This window comes from Sphingopyxis chilensis, from assembly GCF_035930445.1.
GTDB classification, from domain to species: domain Bacteria; phylum Pseudomonadota; class Alphaproteobacteria; order Sphingomonadales; family Sphingomonadaceae; genus Sphingopyxis; species Sphingopyxis chilensis.
The window spans coordinates 3,566,686-3,584,985 of the sequence record NZ_CP142394.1; the positions used below are offsets into that span (position 1 = coordinate 3,566,686).

21 protein-coding genes are annotated in these 18,300 nt (G+C 67.5%); 7 read left to right on the top strand and 14 right to left on the bottom strand.

The window, feature by feature from the left end; translation table 11 throughout:
* Positions 1-30 precede the first annotated feature (30 nt).
* Genes feoB through VSX79_RS16790 form a run of 3 tightly spaced genes read right to left on the bottom strand, consistent with a single transcriptional unit; the run spans position 31 to position 2,858 of the window.
* Positions 31-1,893, bottom strand: a complete 1,863-nt coding sequence (gene feoB, locus VSX79_RS16780; protein ID WP_326913914.1) for a ferrous iron transporter B — start codon at positions 1,891-1,893, stop codon at positions 31-33.
* Positions 1,890-2,138, bottom strand: a complete 249-nt coding sequence (locus VSX79_RS16785; RefSeq protein ID WP_179497549.1) for a FeoA family protein — start codon at positions 2,136-2,138, stop codon at positions 1,890-1,892. Before VSX79_RS16785 ends, feoB begins: the two co-directional genes overlap by 4 nt.
* Positions 2,139-2,192: 54 nt before the next feature.
* Complete coding sequence (locus VSX79_RS16790) at positions 2,193-2,858, bottom strand: COQ9 family protein (protein WP_326915267.1); 666 nt, start codon at positions 2,856-2,858, stop codon at positions 2,193-2,195.
* 195 nt (positions 2,859-3,053) lie between these two features.
* Here VSX79_RS16790 and VSX79_RS16795 point away from each other — a divergent pair, with 195 nt between their 5' ends.
* Positions 3,054-4,139, top strand: coding sequence for an alkene reductase (locus VSX79_RS16795; RefSeq protein WP_326913915.1), 1,086 nt, complete (start codon positions 3,054-3,056; stop codon positions 4,137-4,139).
* A 35-nt stretch (positions 4,140-4,174) separates the two neighbouring features.
* On the opposite strand, the gene VSX79_RS16800 is transcribed toward VSX79_RS16795, so the two are convergent.
* From VSX79_RS16800 to VSX79_RS16815, 4 genes are read right to left on the bottom strand one after another with little or no spacing between them, the layout of a single operon-like run.
* Positions 4,175-4,840 carry a hypothetical protein gene (locus VSX79_RS16800; protein ID WP_326913916.1) on the bottom strand — a complete coding sequence of 222 codons (666 nt, stop codon included), beginning with the start codon at positions 4,838-4,840 and terminating at the stop codon, positions 4,175-4,177.
* Positions 4,833-5,258 (bottom strand): 6,7-dimethyl-8-ribityllumazine synthase, encoded by a 426-nt coding sequence (gene ribH / locus VSX79_RS16805; protein ID WP_179497555.1) that lies wholly within the window; start codon positions 5,256-5,258, stop codon positions 4,833-4,835. Before ribH ends, VSX79_RS16800 begins: the two co-directional genes overlap by 8 nt.
* Positions 5,258-6,532, bottom strand: a complete 1,275-nt coding sequence (ribB, locus tag VSX79_RS16810) for a 3,4-dihydroxy-2-butanone-4-phosphate synthase (RefSeq protein ID WP_326913917.1) — start codon at positions 6,530-6,532, stop codon at positions 5,258-5,260. The genes ribH and ribB overlap by 1 nt, the downstream gene beginning before the upstream one ends.
* A 57-nt stretch (positions 6,533-6,589) precedes the next feature.
* Positions 6,590-7,204, bottom strand: coding sequence for an ankyrin repeat domain-containing protein (locus VSX79_RS16815; protein ID WP_179497559.1), 615 nt, complete (start codon positions 7,202-7,204; stop codon positions 6,590-6,592).
* A gap of 89 nt (positions 7,205-7,293) precedes the next feature.
* Between VSX79_RS16815 and VSX79_RS16820 the strand changes: the two genes are divergently transcribed.
* Genes VSX79_RS16820 through VSX79_RS16830 form a run of 3 tightly spaced genes read left to right on the top strand, consistent with a single transcriptional unit; the run spans position 7,294 to position 9,099 of the window.
* On the top strand, positions 7,294-7,938 hold the full coding sequence (locus tag VSX79_RS16820; RefSeq protein ID WP_179497561.1) for an SCO family protein: 645 nt from the start codon (positions 7,294-7,296) through the stop codon (positions 7,936-7,938).
* A gap of 2 nt (positions 7,939-7,940) precedes the next feature.
* Positions 7,941-8,387 (top strand): YcgN family cysteine cluster protein, encoded by a 447-nt coding sequence (locus tag VSX79_RS16825; protein WP_179497563.1) that lies wholly within the window; start codon positions 7,941-7,943, stop codon positions 8,385-8,387.
* The gene (locus tag VSX79_RS16830) at positions 8,368-9,099 is read left to right on the top strand and encodes a M48 family metallopeptidase (RefSeq protein ID WP_326913918.1); all 732 of its coding nucleotides are present in this window, start codon (positions 8,368-8,370) and stop codon (positions 9,097-9,099) included. The genes VSX79_RS16825 and VSX79_RS16830 overlap by 20 nt, the downstream gene beginning before the upstream one ends.
* Before the next feature lie 31 nt (positions 9,100-9,130).
* Here VSX79_RS16830 and VSX79_RS16835 read toward each other — a convergent pair whose 3' ends face one another.
* From VSX79_RS16835 to VSX79_RS16855, 5 genes are all read right to left on the bottom strand, one after another.
* Positions 9,131-11,326: a transglycosylase domain-containing protein gene (locus tag VSX79_RS16835; protein WP_218844511.1), complete on the bottom strand. Its 2,196-nt coding sequence runs from the start codon at positions 11,324-11,326 to the stop codon at positions 9,131-9,133.
* A gap of 53 nt (positions 11,327-11,379) precedes the next feature.
* Positions 11,380-11,787, bottom strand: coding sequence for a peptide-methionine (R)-S-oxide reductase MsrB (msrB, locus tag VSX79_RS16840; RefSeq protein WP_179497571.1), 408 nt, complete (start codon positions 11,785-11,787; stop codon positions 11,380-11,382).
* Positions 11,788-11,875: 88 nt separating this feature from the next.
* Positions 11,876-12,979: an NAD(P)/FAD-dependent oxidoreductase gene (locus VSX79_RS16845; RefSeq protein WP_326913919.1), complete on the bottom strand. Its 1,104-nt coding sequence runs from the start codon at positions 12,977-12,979 to the stop codon at positions 11,876-11,878.
* Complete coding sequence (locus tag VSX79_RS16850; protein ID WP_326913920.1) at positions 12,976-13,689, bottom strand: methyltransferase domain-containing protein; 714 nt, start codon at positions 13,687-13,689, stop codon at positions 12,976-12,978. The genes VSX79_RS16845 and VSX79_RS16850 overlap by 4 nt, the downstream gene beginning before the upstream one ends.
* Positions 13,686-14,765 carry a type III polyketide synthase gene (locus tag VSX79_RS16855; RefSeq protein WP_326913921.1) on the bottom strand — a complete coding sequence of 360 codons (1,080 nt, stop codon included), beginning with the start codon at positions 14,763-14,765 and terminating at the stop codon, positions 13,686-13,688. Before VSX79_RS16855 ends, VSX79_RS16850 begins: the two co-directional genes overlap by 4 nt.
* Before the next feature lie 92 nt (positions 14,766-14,857).
* Here VSX79_RS16855 and VSX79_RS16860 point away from each other — a divergent pair, with 92 nt between their 5' ends.
* Positions 14,858-15,364: a DUF4402 domain-containing protein gene (locus VSX79_RS16860; protein WP_326913922.1), complete on the top strand. Its 507-nt coding sequence runs from the start codon at positions 14,858-14,860 to the stop codon at positions 15,362-15,364.
* Between the two features lie 97 nt (positions 15,365-15,461).
* Here VSX79_RS16860 and VSX79_RS16865 read toward each other — a convergent pair whose 3' ends face one another.
* On the bottom strand, positions 15,462-16,124 hold the full coding sequence (locus tag VSX79_RS16865; protein WP_179497579.1) for a YggS family pyridoxal phosphate-dependent enzyme: 663 nt from the start codon (positions 16,122-16,124) through the stop codon (positions 15,462-15,464).
* 56 nt (positions 16,125-16,180) lie between these two features.
* Between VSX79_RS16865 and VSX79_RS16870 the strand changes: the two genes are divergently transcribed.
* Entirely contained in the window at positions 16,181-16,810 is a 630-nt protein-coding gene (locus VSX79_RS16870; RefSeq protein ID WP_326913923.1) for a thiamine phosphate synthase, read from the top strand.
* Here the strand turns inward: VSX79_RS16870 and VSX79_RS16875 are convergent.
* Positions 16,783-17,445: a hypothetical protein gene (locus VSX79_RS16875; protein WP_326915268.1), complete on the bottom strand. Its 663-nt coding sequence runs from the start codon at positions 17,443-17,445 to the stop codon at positions 16,783-16,785. The genes VSX79_RS16870 and VSX79_RS16875 overlap by 28 nt on opposite strands.
* Positions 17,446-17,777: 332 nt before the next feature.
* Between VSX79_RS16875 and VSX79_RS16880 the strand changes: the two genes are divergently transcribed.
* Positions 17,778-18,251, top strand: a complete 474-nt coding sequence (locus VSX79_RS16880) for a DUF3576 domain-containing protein (protein ID WP_179497585.1) — start codon at positions 17,778-17,780, stop codon at positions 18,249-18,251.
* Positions 18,252-18,300 lie beyond the last annotated feature (49 nt).

Here is an 18,300-nt window from a genome sequence, read left to right on the forward strand (position 1 = left end):
CCGCTCCGCTCCGCTTGAAAGTTGGAAGGATCAGCCGAGTCCGAAGGCGACGGCCGTCCAGTAAGTGATACCAGCAGCGGCATAGGCGAGCAGGAACAAATAGCCAACCATGAACATCGGCCATTTCCATCCATTGGTCTCGCGGCGCGTGATCGCGATCGTCGAAATGCATTGCGGCGCAAAGACGAACCAGGCGAGGAAAGCGAGCGCGGTGGCAAGGCTCCACTTGCCCTGCAGCCGTTCGCCCAGCGATTGCGCCATCGCATCCTCATCGCCATCGGCATCGATCGCGTTCGCGGTCGCCATCGCCGACACCGCAACCTCGCGCGCCGCCATCGCGGGGATCAGCGCGAGCGCGATGTCGTGGTTGAAACCGATCGGCGCGACGACGACCTCGAGCCCGCTCGCGATGCGGCCCGCGACGCTATATTCGACCTGGCTCTTGCCCTCGGGCGCCTGCGGGAAGGTCAGCAGCAGCCACAGGACGACCGTGGTCATCGCGATGATCGTGCCGGCGCGGCGCAGGAATATCCACGCGCGCTGCCACAGGCCGAGGAGGACGTCGCGCAACTGCGGCATCTGGTAACGCGGCATTTCCATCATGAAGCCGGCACCCGCGCCCTTCGCCACCGTGCGGCGCAGCGCCCAGGCGACGACGAGCGCGCCGACGATGCCCGCGAGATAGAGGCCGAACAGCACCAGCCCCTGGAGCCCGACGCCCGTGCCGCCGACGCCGCGGTCGGGAATGAAGGCGGCGATGATCAGCGCATAGACGGGAAGCCGCGCCGAACAGGTCATCAGCGGCGCGATCAGGATCGTCGTCAGCCGGTCCTTTTCATCGGGGATCGCGCGCGTCGCCATGATGCCCGGCACCGCGCAGGCGAAACTCGACAAGAGCGGGATGAAACCGCGCCCCGACAGGCCGACCTTGCCCATCAGCCCGTCCATCAGGAAGGCGGCGCGCGTCATATAGCCCGACGCTTCCAAAAGCAGGATGAAGAGGAAGAGGATGAGAATCTGCGGCAGGAAGACCACGACCGCGCCGACGCCGGCAAGCAGCCCTTCGACGACGAGGTCGCGCAGGAAATTCTGCGGAATATTATCGACCACCCACGCCTGCATTGTCCCGACCAGCGCTTCGAGCGCGTCGGCGGGAGGCCCGGCCCAGGCATAGACCGCCTGGAACATCACGAACATCAGCGCGAGCAGGATGATCATGCCGGCCACCGGGTGCAGCACCACATTGTCGACGCGCTGCGTCCAGCGGCGCACCGGGGTTTCGCTGACGATCGCGGCCTTCGCGATCGCGCGGGCGCGCTGGTGGAGCGACGCGTCATTGGCTTCGGCCGGAGGGGCCGTGCGACCGGCCGCATGCGACCGGATCGCGCCGTCGACCGCGGCGAGCAGGTCGGTCAGCCCGCGCTTGCGCACCGCCACCGTCGGAACGACCGGCACGCCCAATTCCTTCGACAGGCGGTCGGCGTCGAGCGTGAGCCCGTCGCGCGCCGCAAGGTCGACCATGTTGAGCGCGACGACGGTCGGCAGGTTCAGCGCGAGCAGTTCGAGCGCGAAGCAGAGATGATTGTCGAGATTCGCGGCATCGAGCACGACGATCAGCGCGTCGGGGCGCGTCTCGCCTTCCTGTTTGCCGAGCACGACGTCGCGCGTCACCGCCTCGTCGAGGCTCGCAGGGGTGAGGCTGTAGGTGCCGGGAAGGTCGATCAGCGACAGCGGTCGGCCGTCGGCGAAGCTGGCATGGCCCGCCTTCCGCTCGACGGTGACACCGGGATAATTGGCTATCTTCTGCCGCGCGCCGGTCAGCGCGTTGAACAGGCTCGACTTGCCCGCATTGGGATTGCCGACGAGTGCGATCGAAGGAATGGCGCCGGTCATGCCGCGGGCTCGACGGTGATAGCCGCCGCCTGCCTGGCCCGGATGATCACCTTCATGCGACCGACGGTGAGCGCGAGCGGATCGCGCGAGAAGATGCTGCCGCGATGGTGCGGGGTGACTTCGCATCCTTCCATCAGGCCGAATTCGCGCAACCGCCGCCCCTCGTCGTCGGACATTGCATTCCAGTCGATACGGGCGATCCGCACCATCACGCCCAAAGGCGATTTGTCGAGCAAAGCAGTCATTTGCGAGCGATTATCAATAACACTCGCCCAGCGCCAGTCCTTTATCTTGGGCGCTCAGCGTCCCGGATAGCGCAATCGTCCGACGAAACGCGCGAGGCTGGGCCGTTCGACGCCGCGCGCCGCGCGGCGATGCTTCCAGCTTTCGAAGCGCATGACCTGATCGATGCGGCGCGCGAGGAAGGCGCGCGTGTCGGCGAAACCCTCGCTTTCGTCGTTCAGGAACACCGCCATCGTCGAACCGTAGACCGCGCCGAGAATCGCGCGCTTGCTGTAATGATTATAGTCGGTCGCGGTGTCGCCCGCGAGGCGCCACATATGGTCGGCGGCGCGCCAGCCGAGCTTCGCGGCGTGCGGCGCGTTTGTCGGCAGCGCGAGCAACGCCAATGCCCGGCGCAGCGATTCGCGGTGCGGCGCCAAGAGGTCGATGCGCGTTTCAACCAGCGTCGTGATCCGCTCGCGAATCTTCAGCTTCGCGAGTTTTTCGGCCGGCCAGCGTGCCTCCATCGCCGCGTCGATATCGGCGAACCAGGCATCGACCATGTCGCGTGCCCCGCCCGGAAAGGCGAGCCGTGCAACGTCGGTATCGATCCCGACGCGTGCCGCAGCGTCGGCCAGCGCGGCGTCGCCGAATCCGTCGAAGGCCGCCGATGCAGCAATCAGCGGCGCGAGCGCGGCGCGAATTTCTTCGAGGGTCGGGTCGGCGGGAAGGATCGAAGCCATAGGCCCCAGATAGGCCGGACCGCGCGGTTCGGCAACCGGATCGCCATCCGGTGCGTCGAGGCGCGCCTTCTTGGCTGTCATTTAGATTTTCTTTTGCTACTCACCATTGTGCCGGCCCCGCTGCGTCCATAGCTTCGCGGGTCAGGGCGGCGGCCGCAGGGGTCGTCGCTGACAAAAGTGAAACGTGGAGGAACCATGGCCGTATCACTGTTCGATCCGATCAAACTGGGCGCGATCGATGCGCCGAACCGCATCATCATGGCGCCGCTGACGCGCGGCCGCGCCGGACCCGGCTTTGTGCCCAACGAGCTCGCGCGCGAATATTATAGCCAGCGCGCCTCGGCGGGGCTGATCATTTCCGAGGCCACCGGCATTTCGCAGGAAGGGCTCGGTTGGCCCAGTGCGCCGGGCCTGTGGACCGACGCACAGGTCGAAGGCTGGAAGCCGGTGACCGATGCGGTGCACGAGGCGGGCGGACGCATCGTTGCGCAGCTCTGGCATATGGGCCGCGTCGTCCATTCGGTGTTCAACGACGGCAAGCCGCCGGTCTCGGCTTCGGCAACGCAGGCACCCGGCAAGGCGCACACCCCCGTCGGCCGGCTTGAATATGAAGTCGCGCGCCCGCTCGAGCTCGGCGAAATCCCGCGCGTCATCGCCGATTATGCGAAGGCCGCCGAAAATGCGAAGCGCGCCGGTTTCGACGGCGTCCAGCTGCACGGCGCCAACGGCTATCTGATCGATCAGTTCCTGCGCGATGGGTCGAACCTGCGCGATGACGATTATGGCGGTCCGGTCGAAAACCGCATCCGCCTGCTCCGCGAGGTAACCGAGGCGCTGATCGCGGTCTGGGGCGCTGACCGCGTCGGCGTGCGCCTCTCGCCCAATGGCGACACGCAGGGCGTCGACGACAGCGCGCCCGAAAGGCTGTTCCCGGCGGCGGCGGCGGCGCTGAACGAGCTGGACATCGCCTTCCTCGAACTGCGCGAACCCGGCCCCGACGGCACGTTCGGCAGGACGGATGTGCCCAAACAATCGCCCGCGATCCGTCAGGCCTTCAAGGGCCCGCTGATCCTCAACAGCGATTATACGGTGGCGCTGGCCGAAGACGCCCTTGCAAACGGCGCCGCCGATGCGATCGCCTTCGGCCGCCCCTTCATCGGCAATCCCGACCTCGTCGAGCGCATTCGCACGGGCGCCGACTGGGCGGCGGACGATCCGCAGACCTGGTATGCGCCGGGGCCGGTGGGCTACATCGACTATCCGGTGTTGCAGCCGGCGTAAGAGGTTGACGATCCGGGCGGCTCCCGCCGTCCGGATCATCCCTTTTCCGCGAGCGCCTTGTCGACGATCCTCGCCCCGACCGGGCCGACGAGGTTACCGCCGAAGCGAAACAGCACGAAGGCGCCGACGAACAGCAGCAGCGGCTCTATGAAGAGCGCGATGATCGCCGCGATGACCAGTCCGAAAAAGACGGCCATGAAACCGCCGGTGAGTTCGGTCTGACCCTTGGGGCCCAGTTCGATCGTCCGCGGTCCCTTCGCGTCCCACCATTTGGTCACGATCGACTTGCGGGCGCCACCGCCTGCGAGCGGGGGGTTGCTCGCGATTCGCGCGGGGGCAGCTTGCGGCGCGGAGCGATCGGTCGGTTGCCGGCTCCATGGCTTGTTGCGCCCGGTGGTCGCGACGTCGGCGCGCTCTTTCCTGTCATGCGCCGCGGTCGGCCGCGCCGCCGGCTTGGGCACCGGCGCCGGCCGGGCGGTCAATCCCGATTCGGCACGCGCCGCGGCGGACATGTCGGGGGACGCGCTCGTTTTGGGTGGCGTCTTGGCGGGCCGGATCGGTTCGATGCCGAGATTGCGGTCATGGGCATCCATCCGCTCGGCCGCCGTCGGCGGCGTCTGACCGGTTTCCCGGTCGATCACCACCAGCCGCCCGCCGCGTTCGACGACGAAGAGGCGGCTGGGGGGCGGGCGATCAACCAATACCGAATTGTTCCTTGAGGGCCAGCATCGCGAGCGCGGCTTTGGCCGCTTCGCCGCCCTTATCCTTGCGCGTCTTGTCGGCGCGCGCAAGCGCCTGTTCCTCATTCTCGACCGTCAGGATGCCGTTGCCGATCGCCAGCCCGTCGAGCGTCAGCGCCATGATGCCGCGCGCGCTTTCGTTTGACACGACCTCGAAATGATAGGTCTCGCCGCGGATCACGACGCCGAGCGCGACATAGGCGTCAAAGCGTCCGGCGTCGGCTGCGAGCGAGATCGCGGCGGGCACTTCCAATGCGCCGGGAACGGTTACCGTCTCGTGGCTGTGCCCCTCGGCCTCGAGCGCGCTGCGCACGCCGTCGAGGAGCATGTCGTTCAAACGGCTGTAGAAACGGGCTTCGACGATCAGGACGTGCGCCATCAGGCTTCTCCGGGAATGGGGCGTTCGCCGACGACCGACAGGCCATAGCCCTCGAGCCCGACGATATTGCTGTGGGTGGGGGTGAGCAGTTCCATCGCGTGGACGCCGAGGTCGGCGAGGATCTGCGCGCCGATCCCGTAAGTGCGAAGATCCATGCCGCCCGTGGGCGGTGGAAGCGCGTCGGCATCGGCAGAACCGGGGAGCGGGCGCATCAGCATGACGATCACGCCGGCGCCCGCTTCGCCGATCGCGTCCATCGAGCGTTGCAGGCGGCGCTTCTTGGGGCCCGGCCGGCCCATGATATCGTCGAAGATCGAGACGGGATGCATGCGCACCAGGGTCACGCCCTCGGGATCGACCGGTCCTTTCTGCAGCACCAGATTGACCGTGCCGTCGATCTTGTTGCGATAGGATTTGAGCCGCCAGTCGCCGCCATAATCCGATTCGAACGGTTCGTCGGACACGCATTCGACCAGCCGGTCGCTGCGGTTGCGATAGGCGATCAGGTCGGCGATCGTACCAATCTTCAGCCCGTGGCGCCGCGCGAAGGGGATGAGGTCGTCGAGGCGCGCCATCGTCCCGTCGTCGTTCATGATCTCGCAGATCACTCCCGAGGGGTTCAGCCCGGCGAGCCGCGCGATATCGACCGATGCCTCGGTGTGGCCGGCGCGCACGAGCACGCCGCCGTCACGCGCGATCAGCGGAAAGATATGGCCCGGCGTGACAATGTCGTCGCGCGTCTTGCCAGCGTCGATCGCGACCGCGACAGTGCGCGCGCGGTCGCCCGCCGAAATCCCGGTGGTGACGCCCTCGCGCGCCTCGATCGAGGTCGTAAAGGCGGTTTCGTGCCGCGTACCGTTCTGGCGGCTCATCAGTTCGAGCCCGAGCGTATCGACGCGCGCTTTCGTCAGCGTCAGGCAGATAAGGCCGCGGCCGTGCGTCGCCATGAAGTTGATCGCGTCGGGGGTCGCCATCTGCGCGGGAATGACGAGGTCGCCCTCATTCTCGCGGTCCTCGTCGTCGACGAGGATGAACATGCGGCCGTTGCGCGCCTCGGCGATAATTTCCTCGGGGCTGGCCATCGGCGACAGGTCGCTGCCGTTCGCCAGCCAGTTTTCGAGCTTGCGCAGCGTTTCGGCGGTGGGGTTCCAGCCGGGCGAATCGAGGTCGCGCAGGCTGTTGGCGTGAAGACCGGCGGCGCGCGCGAGGCCCGAGCGGGACATCGTCCCGTCGTCGACGATAGAGCGGATCCGATCGATGAGCTGTGTAGACATAATGCCGATGTCTCACATCATAATGTGATTGTCAATTCATACATCACATTCCACTGGTCATTGCGGGCCGAAGGTCGGACCGAACTCGCGCGCTGGCGCATCGGCCTTGGCTTCGAGCAAGGCGACAATTCGTCCGCTGCGATCGTCACGTTTGGCGTAATCGCGTGCCGACATGCCCGCGATATGGTCGGCCTTGTCGGGATTCGCCCCGCGCTTGACGAGCAGGCGCACCATCGCGGCATTTTTTGCCTGCACCGCGAGGATCAGCGCGGTTTCGCCGCGCCGGTTGGTCTGGTCGACGGGCGCCTTCCTGTCGAGGAGCTCTTCGGCGCCGTCGGTGAAGTTGATAAGCGCGGTGTGCATCAAGGGAGTCACGTCCTGGCGATCGCCGATCGACGGATCAGCGCCCTTGGCGAGCAGGAAACGCAGCCAGCTGATATCGCGCCGCTTGGCGACGATGATCAGCGCGGTCTCGCCCGTGTCGGGGTTGCGCGTGTTGACGAACGAGGGATCGTCCTTCAGCGCTTCGGTCGCCTTGGTTCCATCGCGGTTGTCGACCGCCTGCAAAAAGGCATAGCCGCCGCGGAACTGCGCCTGCGCCGGGTGGACGAGCCCCGCAACCGCGAGCAGCATGAGGGAAGAGGCGAGGCGGAACTCCGCGCGTCGAAACATGATCGGGCAACCCCCTGGGGCAATTTGTCCGCCGCGCACCGCGACGACAATGGTTGATTTTCGGCGGCTAGCCGACCAAGGCTGGCCGCATGATGAATATCGCAAATATGGGACAAAGGCTTGTTCGTGCAAGTCTGATCCTCGCTTTCGGCGCGGCGCTCGCAGGATGCAATGGCACGGCGGATAACGCGCCCGCCAAGCCTCCGCTCGAGGGTGCGCGGATCGGCGGCCCGTTCACGCTCATCGACCAGAATGGAAATACCGTCCGCGATACCGATTTCGCGGGCCAATATCGGCTCGTCTATTTCGGCTACAGCTTCTGCCCCGACATCTGCCCGGTCGACCTGCAAAAGCTGATGCGCGGCCTGTCGCAGTTCGAAAAAGCCGACGCGACGCGCGGCGCCAAGGTCGTGCCGCTCTTCATCACCGTCGATCCCGAACGCGACACGCCCGAGGCGCTGAAGCCCTTCGTCGCGCGCTACCACCCGCACCTGCTCGGCCTGACCGGCGCGCCCGAACAGATCGCCGCGGCCGCCAAGGCCTATGTCGTCACATATAACAAGGTGCCGGGCTCGGCACCCGACCGCTATCTGATGGCGCACAGCCAGCTCGCTTTCCTGATGGATCCCGACGGCAAGCCGCTCGCCCTGCTGCCCCTCGACGACCCTTCGACCGATGTCGACGAGGGCGCGCCCGACAAGGTCGCTGCCGAGCTGGCGAAATGGGTCAAATAGCGATGACGGGGGCGACATCGGAGCGCCCCTTCTGGGAAGCGCCGCTAGCCAGCCTCGACGCCGGGCAATGGGAGGCCTTGTGCGACGGCTGCGGCAAATGCTGCCTGCACAAGCTGGAAGACGAGGATACGGGGCGCATCTATCCCACCAATGTCGCGTGCCGCCTACTCGATCTTTCGTCCGCGCGCTGCGGCGATTACAAGCATCGCCGCCGGCACGTTCCGGACTGTTTGACGCTGACCAAAGCGAAGGTCGATGACCTCGAATGGCTGCCGCAGAGTTGCGCCTATCGCTTGCGCGCGGAGGGTGAACCCTTGCCCGACTGGCATTATCTCGTCTGCGGCGATCGCGAAGCGGTGCATCGCGCGGGACAGTCGATCGTCGGCTGGACGGTCGGCGAGGATGTCGCGGGGCCGCTCGAGAATCATCTTGTCGAACGCATCATTTGATCCGTCGACCGACCGGCCGCACATCCGGGTCGGGGACGACGCCTGGCCGGTGCGCGTCGTCCGCCATGCGCAGTCGCGCCGTTATCGCCTGGTTTTCGATGGCGCGCGCGGCGAACTGCGACTGACGGTGCCGTATCGCGCCAGTGAGCGCGCTGCGCTCAAATGGGCCGGCGAACAGCAGGCCTGGCTCGCCGAACAGGCGGGCAAGGCGGTGGTGCCGATCATGGTCGGACCAGGCTCAGTGCTGCCGTTCCGCGGGATCGAACGCCATATTGACTGGGCGCCGGCCGCACCGCGCGCGATCCGCCTGGAGGACGACAGGCTGCACGTCGGTGGCCCGGTCGAAACGCTCGGGCGGCGCCTCGAACGCTGGTTGAAGGCGCAGGCTCTCGAACTGATGGAACGCGAGAGCCGCGAAATCGCAGCCGTCGCGGGGCTTGCGGTTGGGCGCGTAGGCGTCGGCGATCCGCGCAGCCGCTGGGGAAGCTGCACCCACGACGGCGACCTGCGCTACAGCTGGCGGCTGGTGATGGCGCCGAACCATGTCCGCCGCGCAACCGTCGCGCACGAGGTCGCGCACCTGCGGCACATGGACCATGGCGCGGGATTCCACGCGCTTGTCGACGAACTGCACGACGGCGACGTCGCGGCGGCGCGCGGCTGGCTGCGCCGCGAAGGGCGTATGCTCCACCGCTATCGCTTCACAGCCTGAGCGGTTCGGGACGCGACCCTAGGGTCAGGAGCTATTCGGAAGGCTCCGACGACGGCCGCTGTGGCGGCGGTCTCGTCGTCGGTGGCGGGACGATTTTCGGCACCGTGATGATCTTGGGCTGGCCGCCGTTCCTGGGGGCCGCGCCATTGTCGGCGGGCGGGCGCCGTCCGGTCTGCTCCTCGATCCATTGCTGGTCGAGCACGGGCCCTTCGTCGGCGGGCGGCGGTATCGGTCCCGTCGGTTCGGGCGGCCGGCTGTCATAGGGCAGCTCGATCGGCATGCCATTTTCATCGACGAATCCTTCTTCGCCGGGCTCTCCCATATAGGCTTCGCCCTCGTCCTCGAGCTGCCATTCGGGCAACACGACTTCGGTATCGAACTGTTCGACCGGTCGCCGCGCGACCGCGACGCGCATATAATCGGCGAAGGCCTGTGCCGGGGCGCGTCCCCCCTGCAGACCGCCGACGGGCTTCGCATCATCGCGGCCCATCCACACGCCGGTGGTGATGCCGCTCGAAAAGCCCAGAAACCAGCCGTCCTTGTTGCTCGACGTCGTTCCCGTCTTGCCCGCGACGGGACGACCGATCTGCGCCGCCCGGCCGGTGCCGGTGTTCACCGCGGTTTGCAAAAGGTCGGTGATCCCCGCGGCGACCCAATGGTCGACCAGCGTGGCTCCGCGCTCGGCAGGGCGCTGATAGAGCAGTTCGCCGCTCGCCGTGGTCACCTTGGTGATGCCATAGGGTTGTACCGACACGCCGCCGCGCGATACCGCGGCAAAGGCCGCAGTCATGTCGATGACGCGGACTTCGGCGCTGCCGAGCACCATCGAGGGGTGCGTGTTGACGGGGGTGGTGATGCCGAAGCGGCGCGCCATGTTCGCGACCGCCGAAAATCCGACTTCGTCGCCCAGTTTAGCCGCGACGGTGTTGACCGAATAGGCAAAGGCGCTGCGCAGATCCATCGTGCCCGCGAAACGGCCCGACGAATTGCGCGGGCTCCAGCCGTTGATCGTGACGGGCTCGTCGACGACCGGGTCATTGACCTTATACCCCGCCTCGAGCGCCGCCATATAGACGAACAATTTCCACGCCGATCCCGGCTGACGCAGCGCCTGCGTCGCGCGGTTATAGTTTGAGGTGACATAGTCGGTGCCGCCGACCATCGCGCGCACCGCGCCGTCGCGGTCGAGCGACACCAGCGCGCCCTGCACGCCCTTCGGCGTGTCGGCCTGGATCGCCGCGGTCGCCGCGCGCTGCATGCCGAGGTCGATCGTCGTGTAGACGTCCAATGCCTCGCTGCCTTCGTCGATCAGCATGTCGAGCTGCGGCAAGGCCCAGTCGCTGAAATAGCGCGCGCTGTTCTGCCCGGTTTCCTTGGCGAGCTGGACATTGGCCGGTTCGGCGGCGTCGGCCTGTGCGCGGGTGATCACGCCCGCGTCAACCATCACGTCGAGCACCACGCCGGCGCGACCCAAAGCGGCCTGCGCGTCGGCGGTCGGCGAATAGCGCGACGGCGCCTTGACGAGCCCGGCGACGACGGCGGCCTCCGACAGCGACATTTCGGTGGCGCTATGGCCGAAGAAGCTGTTCGACGCGGCGTCGATGCCATAGCTGCCGCCGCCGAAATAGACCTTGTTCAGATAGAGTTCGAGGATCTGGTCCTTCGAGAATTTCCATTCGAGCGCGAGCGACAGGATCATCTCGCGCATCTTGCGCGCCCAAGTATAGCTGTTCGACAGGAAGATGTTGCGCGCGAGCTGCTGCGTGATCGTCGACGCGCCCTGCATCCGGCGCCCGGTGCCGTAATTTTCGACGGCAAACGCCGCGGCGCGCGCCATGCCGACGGGATCGACGCCCGGATGATAACGAAAACGCCGGTCCTCGACCGCCACCATCGCGTCCTGCATCACCTGCGGCGTTTCGCGCAGGGTCAACCAGCGGCCGTAATTGGGTCCGAGCGACAGGAAGACCGTGCCGTCGGCGGCGCGGACGCGGATCGTCTGCCCTGCGGGCGATTTCTTGAGCTCTTCGAAGCTCGGCATCCGCTGCACCGCGATGCCGACCGCGACGCCCAGCGCGACGAGGCCGACGACCGCGAGGCCGAGGCCCCAGCGGAAGGCGCGGCGCAGCCAAAGGCGCCAGCGCGGCGGCGCGCCGCGTGCCGGGCCGCGGCCTTTGCTGGACGATGACGATTTATTCGACGAAGCCTGCTGTCTCTCGCGGCGCAAAGCCCGTATTCCTTCCCTCACTGCGCCCCAGATGCGTCAGTCCGGGAAGGGGTTCAATCTTCGCCGGTTGACGCCTCATCCTGCCCACGGTCCGCGAAGTCAAGCGCCGCGCTGTTGATGCAATAGCGCAGCCCTTCGGGCCCGGGGCCGTCGGGAAAGACATGACCGAGGTGGCCTTCGCACTTCGCGCAGCGCACTTCGGTGCGGATCATGCCGTGGCTCATGTCATGATGCTCGCTGACCGCGGCCTCGCCGGCAGGAGCGGTATAGCTCGGCCATCCCGACCCGCTGTCATATTTGGTGCGGCTGTCGAACAGCGGCGTGCCGCATCCCGCGCAGCGATAAACGCCGTCGCCCTTGTGGTCGGTATATTTGCCAGTAAACGCCCGTTCGGTGCCGCCTTCGCGCAGCACATGATGCGCCATCGGGTCGAGGGTCTTTTCGGTTTTCGGGTCGGTCATGGAGGATCTCCTTCGGACGGCTCGTGTCCGGCCATCGCCATTGTCGCCAATATCGGTGACGCGCGGCCCGACCGCAAGGGGGTGGCGATCAGCGCGAGCCGATGCGCGTCGCTTGCGATGTCATTCGCACCAGCGACGGGAAAAGTGACGCCAGGCTCGTCACGACCCCGGCCGTGTTCCGGTTTTCGCCGAGCCGCCAGACGATGTCGGCGAGCGCGAACGGCCGTTTCATTGCTGCGGCGAGACGCCGCTGGAACAGGGGCGCGGCATCGACGGCGCCGTGATGCCACGCCGCCACTGCGGCATCGGCGCTGGCCAGGGCGAGCCCCATGCCCTCGCCCGCGAGGCTGGGGATCACGCCCGCCTGGTCGCCGAGCCGAAACAGGCCGCGCGCCGTCTCGCCGGTCCGCCAGCCATAGGGGACATGGCCGATCGCATCGATGTCTTGCGACCAGTCGGCGTGCGCCAGCCGCTCGCCAAGCTGCGGGAGCGTATCGCCCAGCGCCCGGAGCAAGCCGGCCGGATCGCCGCCGGCCTGATCGAGCCGCGATTTGTGGACCGCGAGGCACAGATTGCCGCTGCCGTCCTCCTGCCGTACCAGCCCTGCATAACCGCGGTCGAACAGATGCAGCTCGACCGCATCGCCGACCAGCCGCTCGAGCCCGGGATGCGCGGGCAACCGCAGCCGCAACCCCATCACGGGGTCGCCTCGCTGCCATTGGGCGGGCTCGCGCGGAAAGCTCCGAAAGCCGTGCTTGCCGGTCGCGAGGAAGATTGACGGCGCCGCCAGCATCCCGCCGTCGCGCGTCTGCACGGCGCCTTCGCCAATCGCCGTCGCATGAACTCCGCGTTCGAGCCCCGCGCCCGCGGCCACCGCGGCGGTCTGCAACAGACTATCGAGCCGATGACGCGACACCCCAAGCGCCGCGCCCGGCAGCATCGTTTCGCTCCGCCGCTGGCCTGCGAACAGGCGAACGCGCCGAACCGCCTGCCCGCCCAGCGATACCCCGCCGATCCCGAGCGCATCGAGCCGCGCCAGCGTCTGCCAGCTCAGGAAACCGCCGCACAGCGCATCGCCCGTTTCGCGCGCGCGTTCGATCAGCAGCGCCTTGGCGCCGCTGCGCGCCAGCCCGATTGCCGCCGCCGACCCGGCGGGGCCTGCGCCGATGATGATCGCGTCGGTCCCGGTCATCGGATGCGCTCGACGCAGAGGCGCCAGGGAAAGCTGCGGAAGATGCGGCATTCGCCTGCAACGTCAGGCAGCGCGCCGGCGAGCATCGCCGCCCATTCGGCGCGGCGAAAACCGCGGCCGACCGACAATTGCCCGTCGCGCCGCACGATCGGATCAACCCGCGCCAGCGTCGCGAGCAAAGGATAGCCGGCAAAGGGCAGGCGGTGGCGGTGAAGGTCGTTGACCAGCCAGCCGCATGCCGCCTCGCTTTCCATGAAGCGCAGAAATTCGGTCCGCTGCACGGGTGTCATATGATGGCTGACGAGGCTCGACATGATCATGTCCCATCCCTGTCCGGCCAGATCGCGATAGTCGCCGGAGATGAGCCGCGCCCGCCGGCCAAGCCGCGCCCGGGCGACGGCCTCGCTGTTCGGGTTGAGGTCGACCCCGGCGAGATCGAGGCCAATGCCCCGGCGTTCGCCCCAGCGCGCGATCCGCGCGAGCATGTCACCCGCACCGAAGCCGACGTCGAGGATTCGCCATGGCCGGGCGCCGATGCCGCGCGCGCGGACCCGTTCGAGGAAGCCCAGCGTCGGGCGCGGCGCCAGCGTCAGGGCGTTGATCCGCGACAGGTCGGCAAGCACCTTCGCATAGCGTTCGGGCGACAGCTCGGCCGCGTCCATCTCCTCCTCGCGCGCGATCGGCTGCACGAGGCTGGCGAAGGGGTTCATGCCCGGAACCGGATCGCCTCGGCGGCGAGGCCAGGGCCGAAAGCGATCGCAAGTCCGTCGCCGCGCGCGCCGCGCGCCATCATGTCGGTGAGCACGAACAAGATCGTCGCCGACGACATATTGCCGAAACGCGCGAGCACCGCGCGGCTATCGCCGAGCGCCTCCGGCGCGACCGCCAGCGCATGTTCGACCGCATCGAGCACCGACCGGCCGCCGGCGTGGACCGCGAGCAACGGCGGCGCGCCGGCATCGCCGAACAATTCGCGCTGGACGTCCGGACGGGCGAGCGTTTCGCGCAGCCGTCCCGGCACTTCACCCGACAGCGTCATCTCGAAACCCTTGTCGCCGATGTCCCAGCGGATCAGCTCTTCGCTATCATCCAGCGCAAGGCTGCGGCCTTCGCCCAGTTCGAGACCACTCGCCGCCGCCGATACGATTCCCGCCGCCGCGCCGTCGCTGAACTGCAGCATCGCAAGCAGCGGTTCGGGCGCGTCGGCCAGGCTGAGGTGCAGCGTCGACAATTCGACGCTCACGACCAGAACGACCGCGCCCGGCTCCGATCGCACGATATGCCGCGCCGTGCGCAGCGCGGTGACCCCGGCATAACAACCCATGAAGCCGATCAGAACGCGCTCGACCGTCGCGGAAAGCCCCAGCCGCCGCGCGAGGATCTGGTCGATGCCGGGGGCAACGAAGCCGGTGCAGCTCGCGACGACCAGATGTGTGACGCGCGCCGGATCGAGCGCATCGCCGAGGCCCGCGATCGCCTGCATCGCGAGGTCGGGCGCATGTTCGGCATAGGCGGCCATACGGACCGATGTGGGCGGCAGGCCGGGAACGTCGTAGAAACCGTCCGCCGCTACAGGCGACCCGCCCGCTCCGGTGGGCGGCAGCACCGACCAACGATGGTCGATCCCCGACCGCGCCGCCATCCGGATAAAGATCGCGCGCACACGCTCGTCGCCCAGCCGCGACGTCGCCCATTCGATAAAGGCTTGATGGATGTCATGCCCCGGAACCGCGGTGGCGAGGGCGTTCAGCCGGGGGCACGGCAGGGGTGTGATCATCGCGCACATGTGGCCGAAAAGCGGGAAACAGGCCAGCGATTAGCGCCGCCTTCGCTTTACCGCCGCTTAACCATGTCGAGGCTATCCTGATGGATGTGAAATTGCGTCTTTTCTTTGGCTTTGCACTGGCTTTCGGCATTGCGCCCTCCGCGGGCGCGCAATGCCTGCTCTGCACACAGGACAAGGCGGCGAGCGGCGGGGCGGCCAAGACCGAAGCGCCGCTGCGTATCGAAGTCGAAACCCGGCTCGACATGGGCCGCCTCGCCGTCGGCGCGATGGGCGGCGAGGTCGAGCTCGATCCGGTGTCTGGCGCGCGGCGCGTGCGCGGCGATGTCGTCGATCTGGGCGGGTTGGCGCTGACCGGTGTCGTGACCGTGCGCGGCGAACCCGGCGCCGAGGTGCGCGTGATCCTGCCCGCGAGCGTCGACCTCGAAGGCGGCCACGGCCGCACCGCGCGCGTCACCGGCCTTGTCACCGACCTGTCGGCCGCGCCACGCCTTGGCGCCGACGGCCGGTTGCGGTTTCGCTTCGGTGGCCGGTTGCAAGTCGCGGCGCTCGACGACGGTGATTATCGGGGCCGGATCCCGGTGACGGTGGAGTATCAGTAGGGAGGAAACGCTTTGGAGTCAGAAGCGCCCTCTAGTGCACCCCGCCGAAAGCCCGGGCACACATCTTTGCGGGTAACCGCCGGTCGCTAGCGGCCCCTCAACCCCGCGCCCCGAACAGCGCCGTGCCGACGCGCACATGCGTCGCGCCGAGTATCACGGCCGTCTCGTAATCGCCGCTCATCCCCATCGAGCGGAGCGGCAGGCCGTTGCGCATGGCGAGTTCGTCGAGCAGCGCGAAAAAGGGGGCAGGCTCGATGTCGGCGGGGGGGATCGCCATCAGGCCGTCGATCGTCAGCCCGGCTTCCCTCGCCTCGGCGAGCAGCGCGGGCAGGTCGGCGACCGCGCAGCCGCCCTTCTGCTCCTCATCGCCAATATTGACCTGGACGAACAGCTGCGGTTGCCTGCCAGCCTTTTCGCAGGCCTTGGCGAGCGCCTGCACGAGCGACGAACGGTCGACCGAATGGATGGCGTCGAACAATGCCACCGCTTCCTCGGCCTTGTTCGATTGCAGTTGGCCGATCAGATGCAGCGTAATGCCCGGCGTTTCGGCGCGCAGCTCGGGCCATTTGGCGGCGGCCTCCTGCACGCGATTCTCGCCGAAATGGCGCTGACCCGCCGCGATCAGCGGGCGGATCGCTTGCGCGTCGTGCATCTTCGACACCGCGATCAGGCGGATTTCGCGGGCCTCGCGCTGCGCGCGCTTCGCCGCATCGGCGATATGTTCCTGCACTTCGGCCAACCGGTCGGCTGCTTCGCTCATCGTCTCATTCCATCCCGCGCGTTGCGCGCGCTCGCGACGCGCCTATAGAAAGCGTGATGCGCCCGCGCCACCCCCTGCCCCGCAAATTGCCGAAGCAATGGCTGTTCAGTGACGAACGGGCGCAGACGGGTCTGGCCGAACTGGCTGCGTTGATTCCTCCTGGCAGCGGCGTCGTTTTCCGGCACGACGGGCTGGCGTCCGGGCCGCGCTGGCGCCTGCTCCGGCGGCTGATGTACACCGCGCGGGCGCGAAAGCTTGTCGTCTTGCTTGCCGGAACACCCGACAGGGCGTGGCGCTGGGGTGCCGGGGGCGTCCACCTCCGCCAGCGTGACGCCGCATGGGCGGCGGCGCAAGCCCGCCGCCTGGGACTTCGGGTGACGATGCCCGTCCACGATTCCCGCGAGGCGCGACGCGCGGGCCGCGCCGGGGCCGACGCCGTCTTCATCTCGCCGCTGCATGCGACCCGCTCGCATCCCGGCGCGTCCGCGCTCGGCCGGGCGGTGTGGTTGCGGCTGGCGCGCCTGTCCGGGACGCAGGCGATCGCACTCGGCGGGATGACCGCGCGCCGCGCGCGCGCGCTCAATCGCGCAAGCAACATGGCAACCGGCTGGGCGGCGATCGATGCATGGGATGAAAAGGCGACGAAGCGCCGAGTGCGTCAGAAGCGGAAGGCGGTTCCGATATAGACCGCCTGGCTGTCGCGCCGCGAATCGGTGAGCGGCTCGACGCGGTCGTCGCTCCTGTAGCGCACGCCCGCCGTGACATCGATATTCTTGGTCAGGCGATAGCTGCTGACGACATCGACCGCGGACGCCTCGCCGGGAGCGGTGACGCGATCGGTTGCCCCGCTCGGGTCGCTTGGGCGGTTCACCATTCGCGTGGCGAAGCGTGACTTTTTCTCGTCCTGTTCGGGCGCCTTGGCGACCGGCAGGTTGCGCAGATCGGTGCCGCGCGGCAGCGACGGCGTGACGAACTTCTCGAAGCCGACCGACGCGCCGAGATTATATTTGACCGGGGCGATCGCGACGGGCGCGGTACGTCCCGCCGCCAGCGCCGAGGTTCGCGCGGCGCTCGAGGCATCGTCGCGGGCGCGGATCACGACGGTGATCGCGCGGTTCTCACGGGCCCGATCGGGCAGCGCGGGCGTAAAGCTGAAATTGCCGCGCTGTTCGGCCGACATCTTGTTATAGCGCGCGATCAGCCGCTCGTCGCCCGATGCCGGGGTGAACTGGCCCAACAATGTTTCCGAAAGCGCAGTGTCGCGAATGCGGTCGGCGTTCGACATCGCGGCAAGGGCCGGCGGCAGCGCAAGCGAAACCACCGCCAAAGCGGTGAGACCTGCTTTCCAAAAATGTCGCGACGTCCGCGCCATTGCTCTGCGACTCCAACCCCAATCGACTCGTCAAATAGGACCGCCGACCCGATAATGCCAGCGAATCCCGCCAAATCTTTGCAACGATTCCGCTTTTTGCCGAAATTGTTGCGCGATCGTCACAGTGCGTTTCGAATCTGACCAGAATCTGAACGGCGGAGCGGCCGAAATTGCCGCGCTTGCAGGGTGGCGGCAAGGGCGATAGAGACGCTGGCAATTCCGTTATGCGCGGCCGATTTTCCTGTATTCGGACGAGCTCAAAGAGATAAGGTGTTATCCGCATGTCCCAGCTTTCCGTCCCTGCCAAGCTCGGCGTCACGATCGGTCGCCGTCCGGCCACGCTCGCGCTGCTCGGACTTGCGGCGCTCGGCCTTTCGGCGTGCGCGAACAAGGACCGGCCGCGCGCCGACCTCGCCGCCAGCCAGGTGACGACGATCGGCGTGAACAGCTATTTGTGGCGCGCTTCGCTCGACGCGCTGTCGTTCATGCCGCTGCTCCAGGCCGATAGCTCGGGCGGCGTGGTCATCACCGACTGGTACGCCAACCCGTCGAATCCGGGCGAGCGGATGAAGGTCACCGTGTCGATCCTCGACCAGGACCTGCGCGCCGACGCGCTTCGCGTCGCGGCGTCGCGGCAGGTGTCGCAGGGCGGCGCCTGGGTCGATGCGCCGGTGCAGGCGGCGACGGTGCAGAAGCTCGAGGAAATCATCCTCACCCGCGCCCGCGACCTGCGTCGCAGCGCCTTCAGGGACTAATCCGGCGGCGCGGACGCGCGCTCGCCCAGACAGACTAACGGGGTAACCG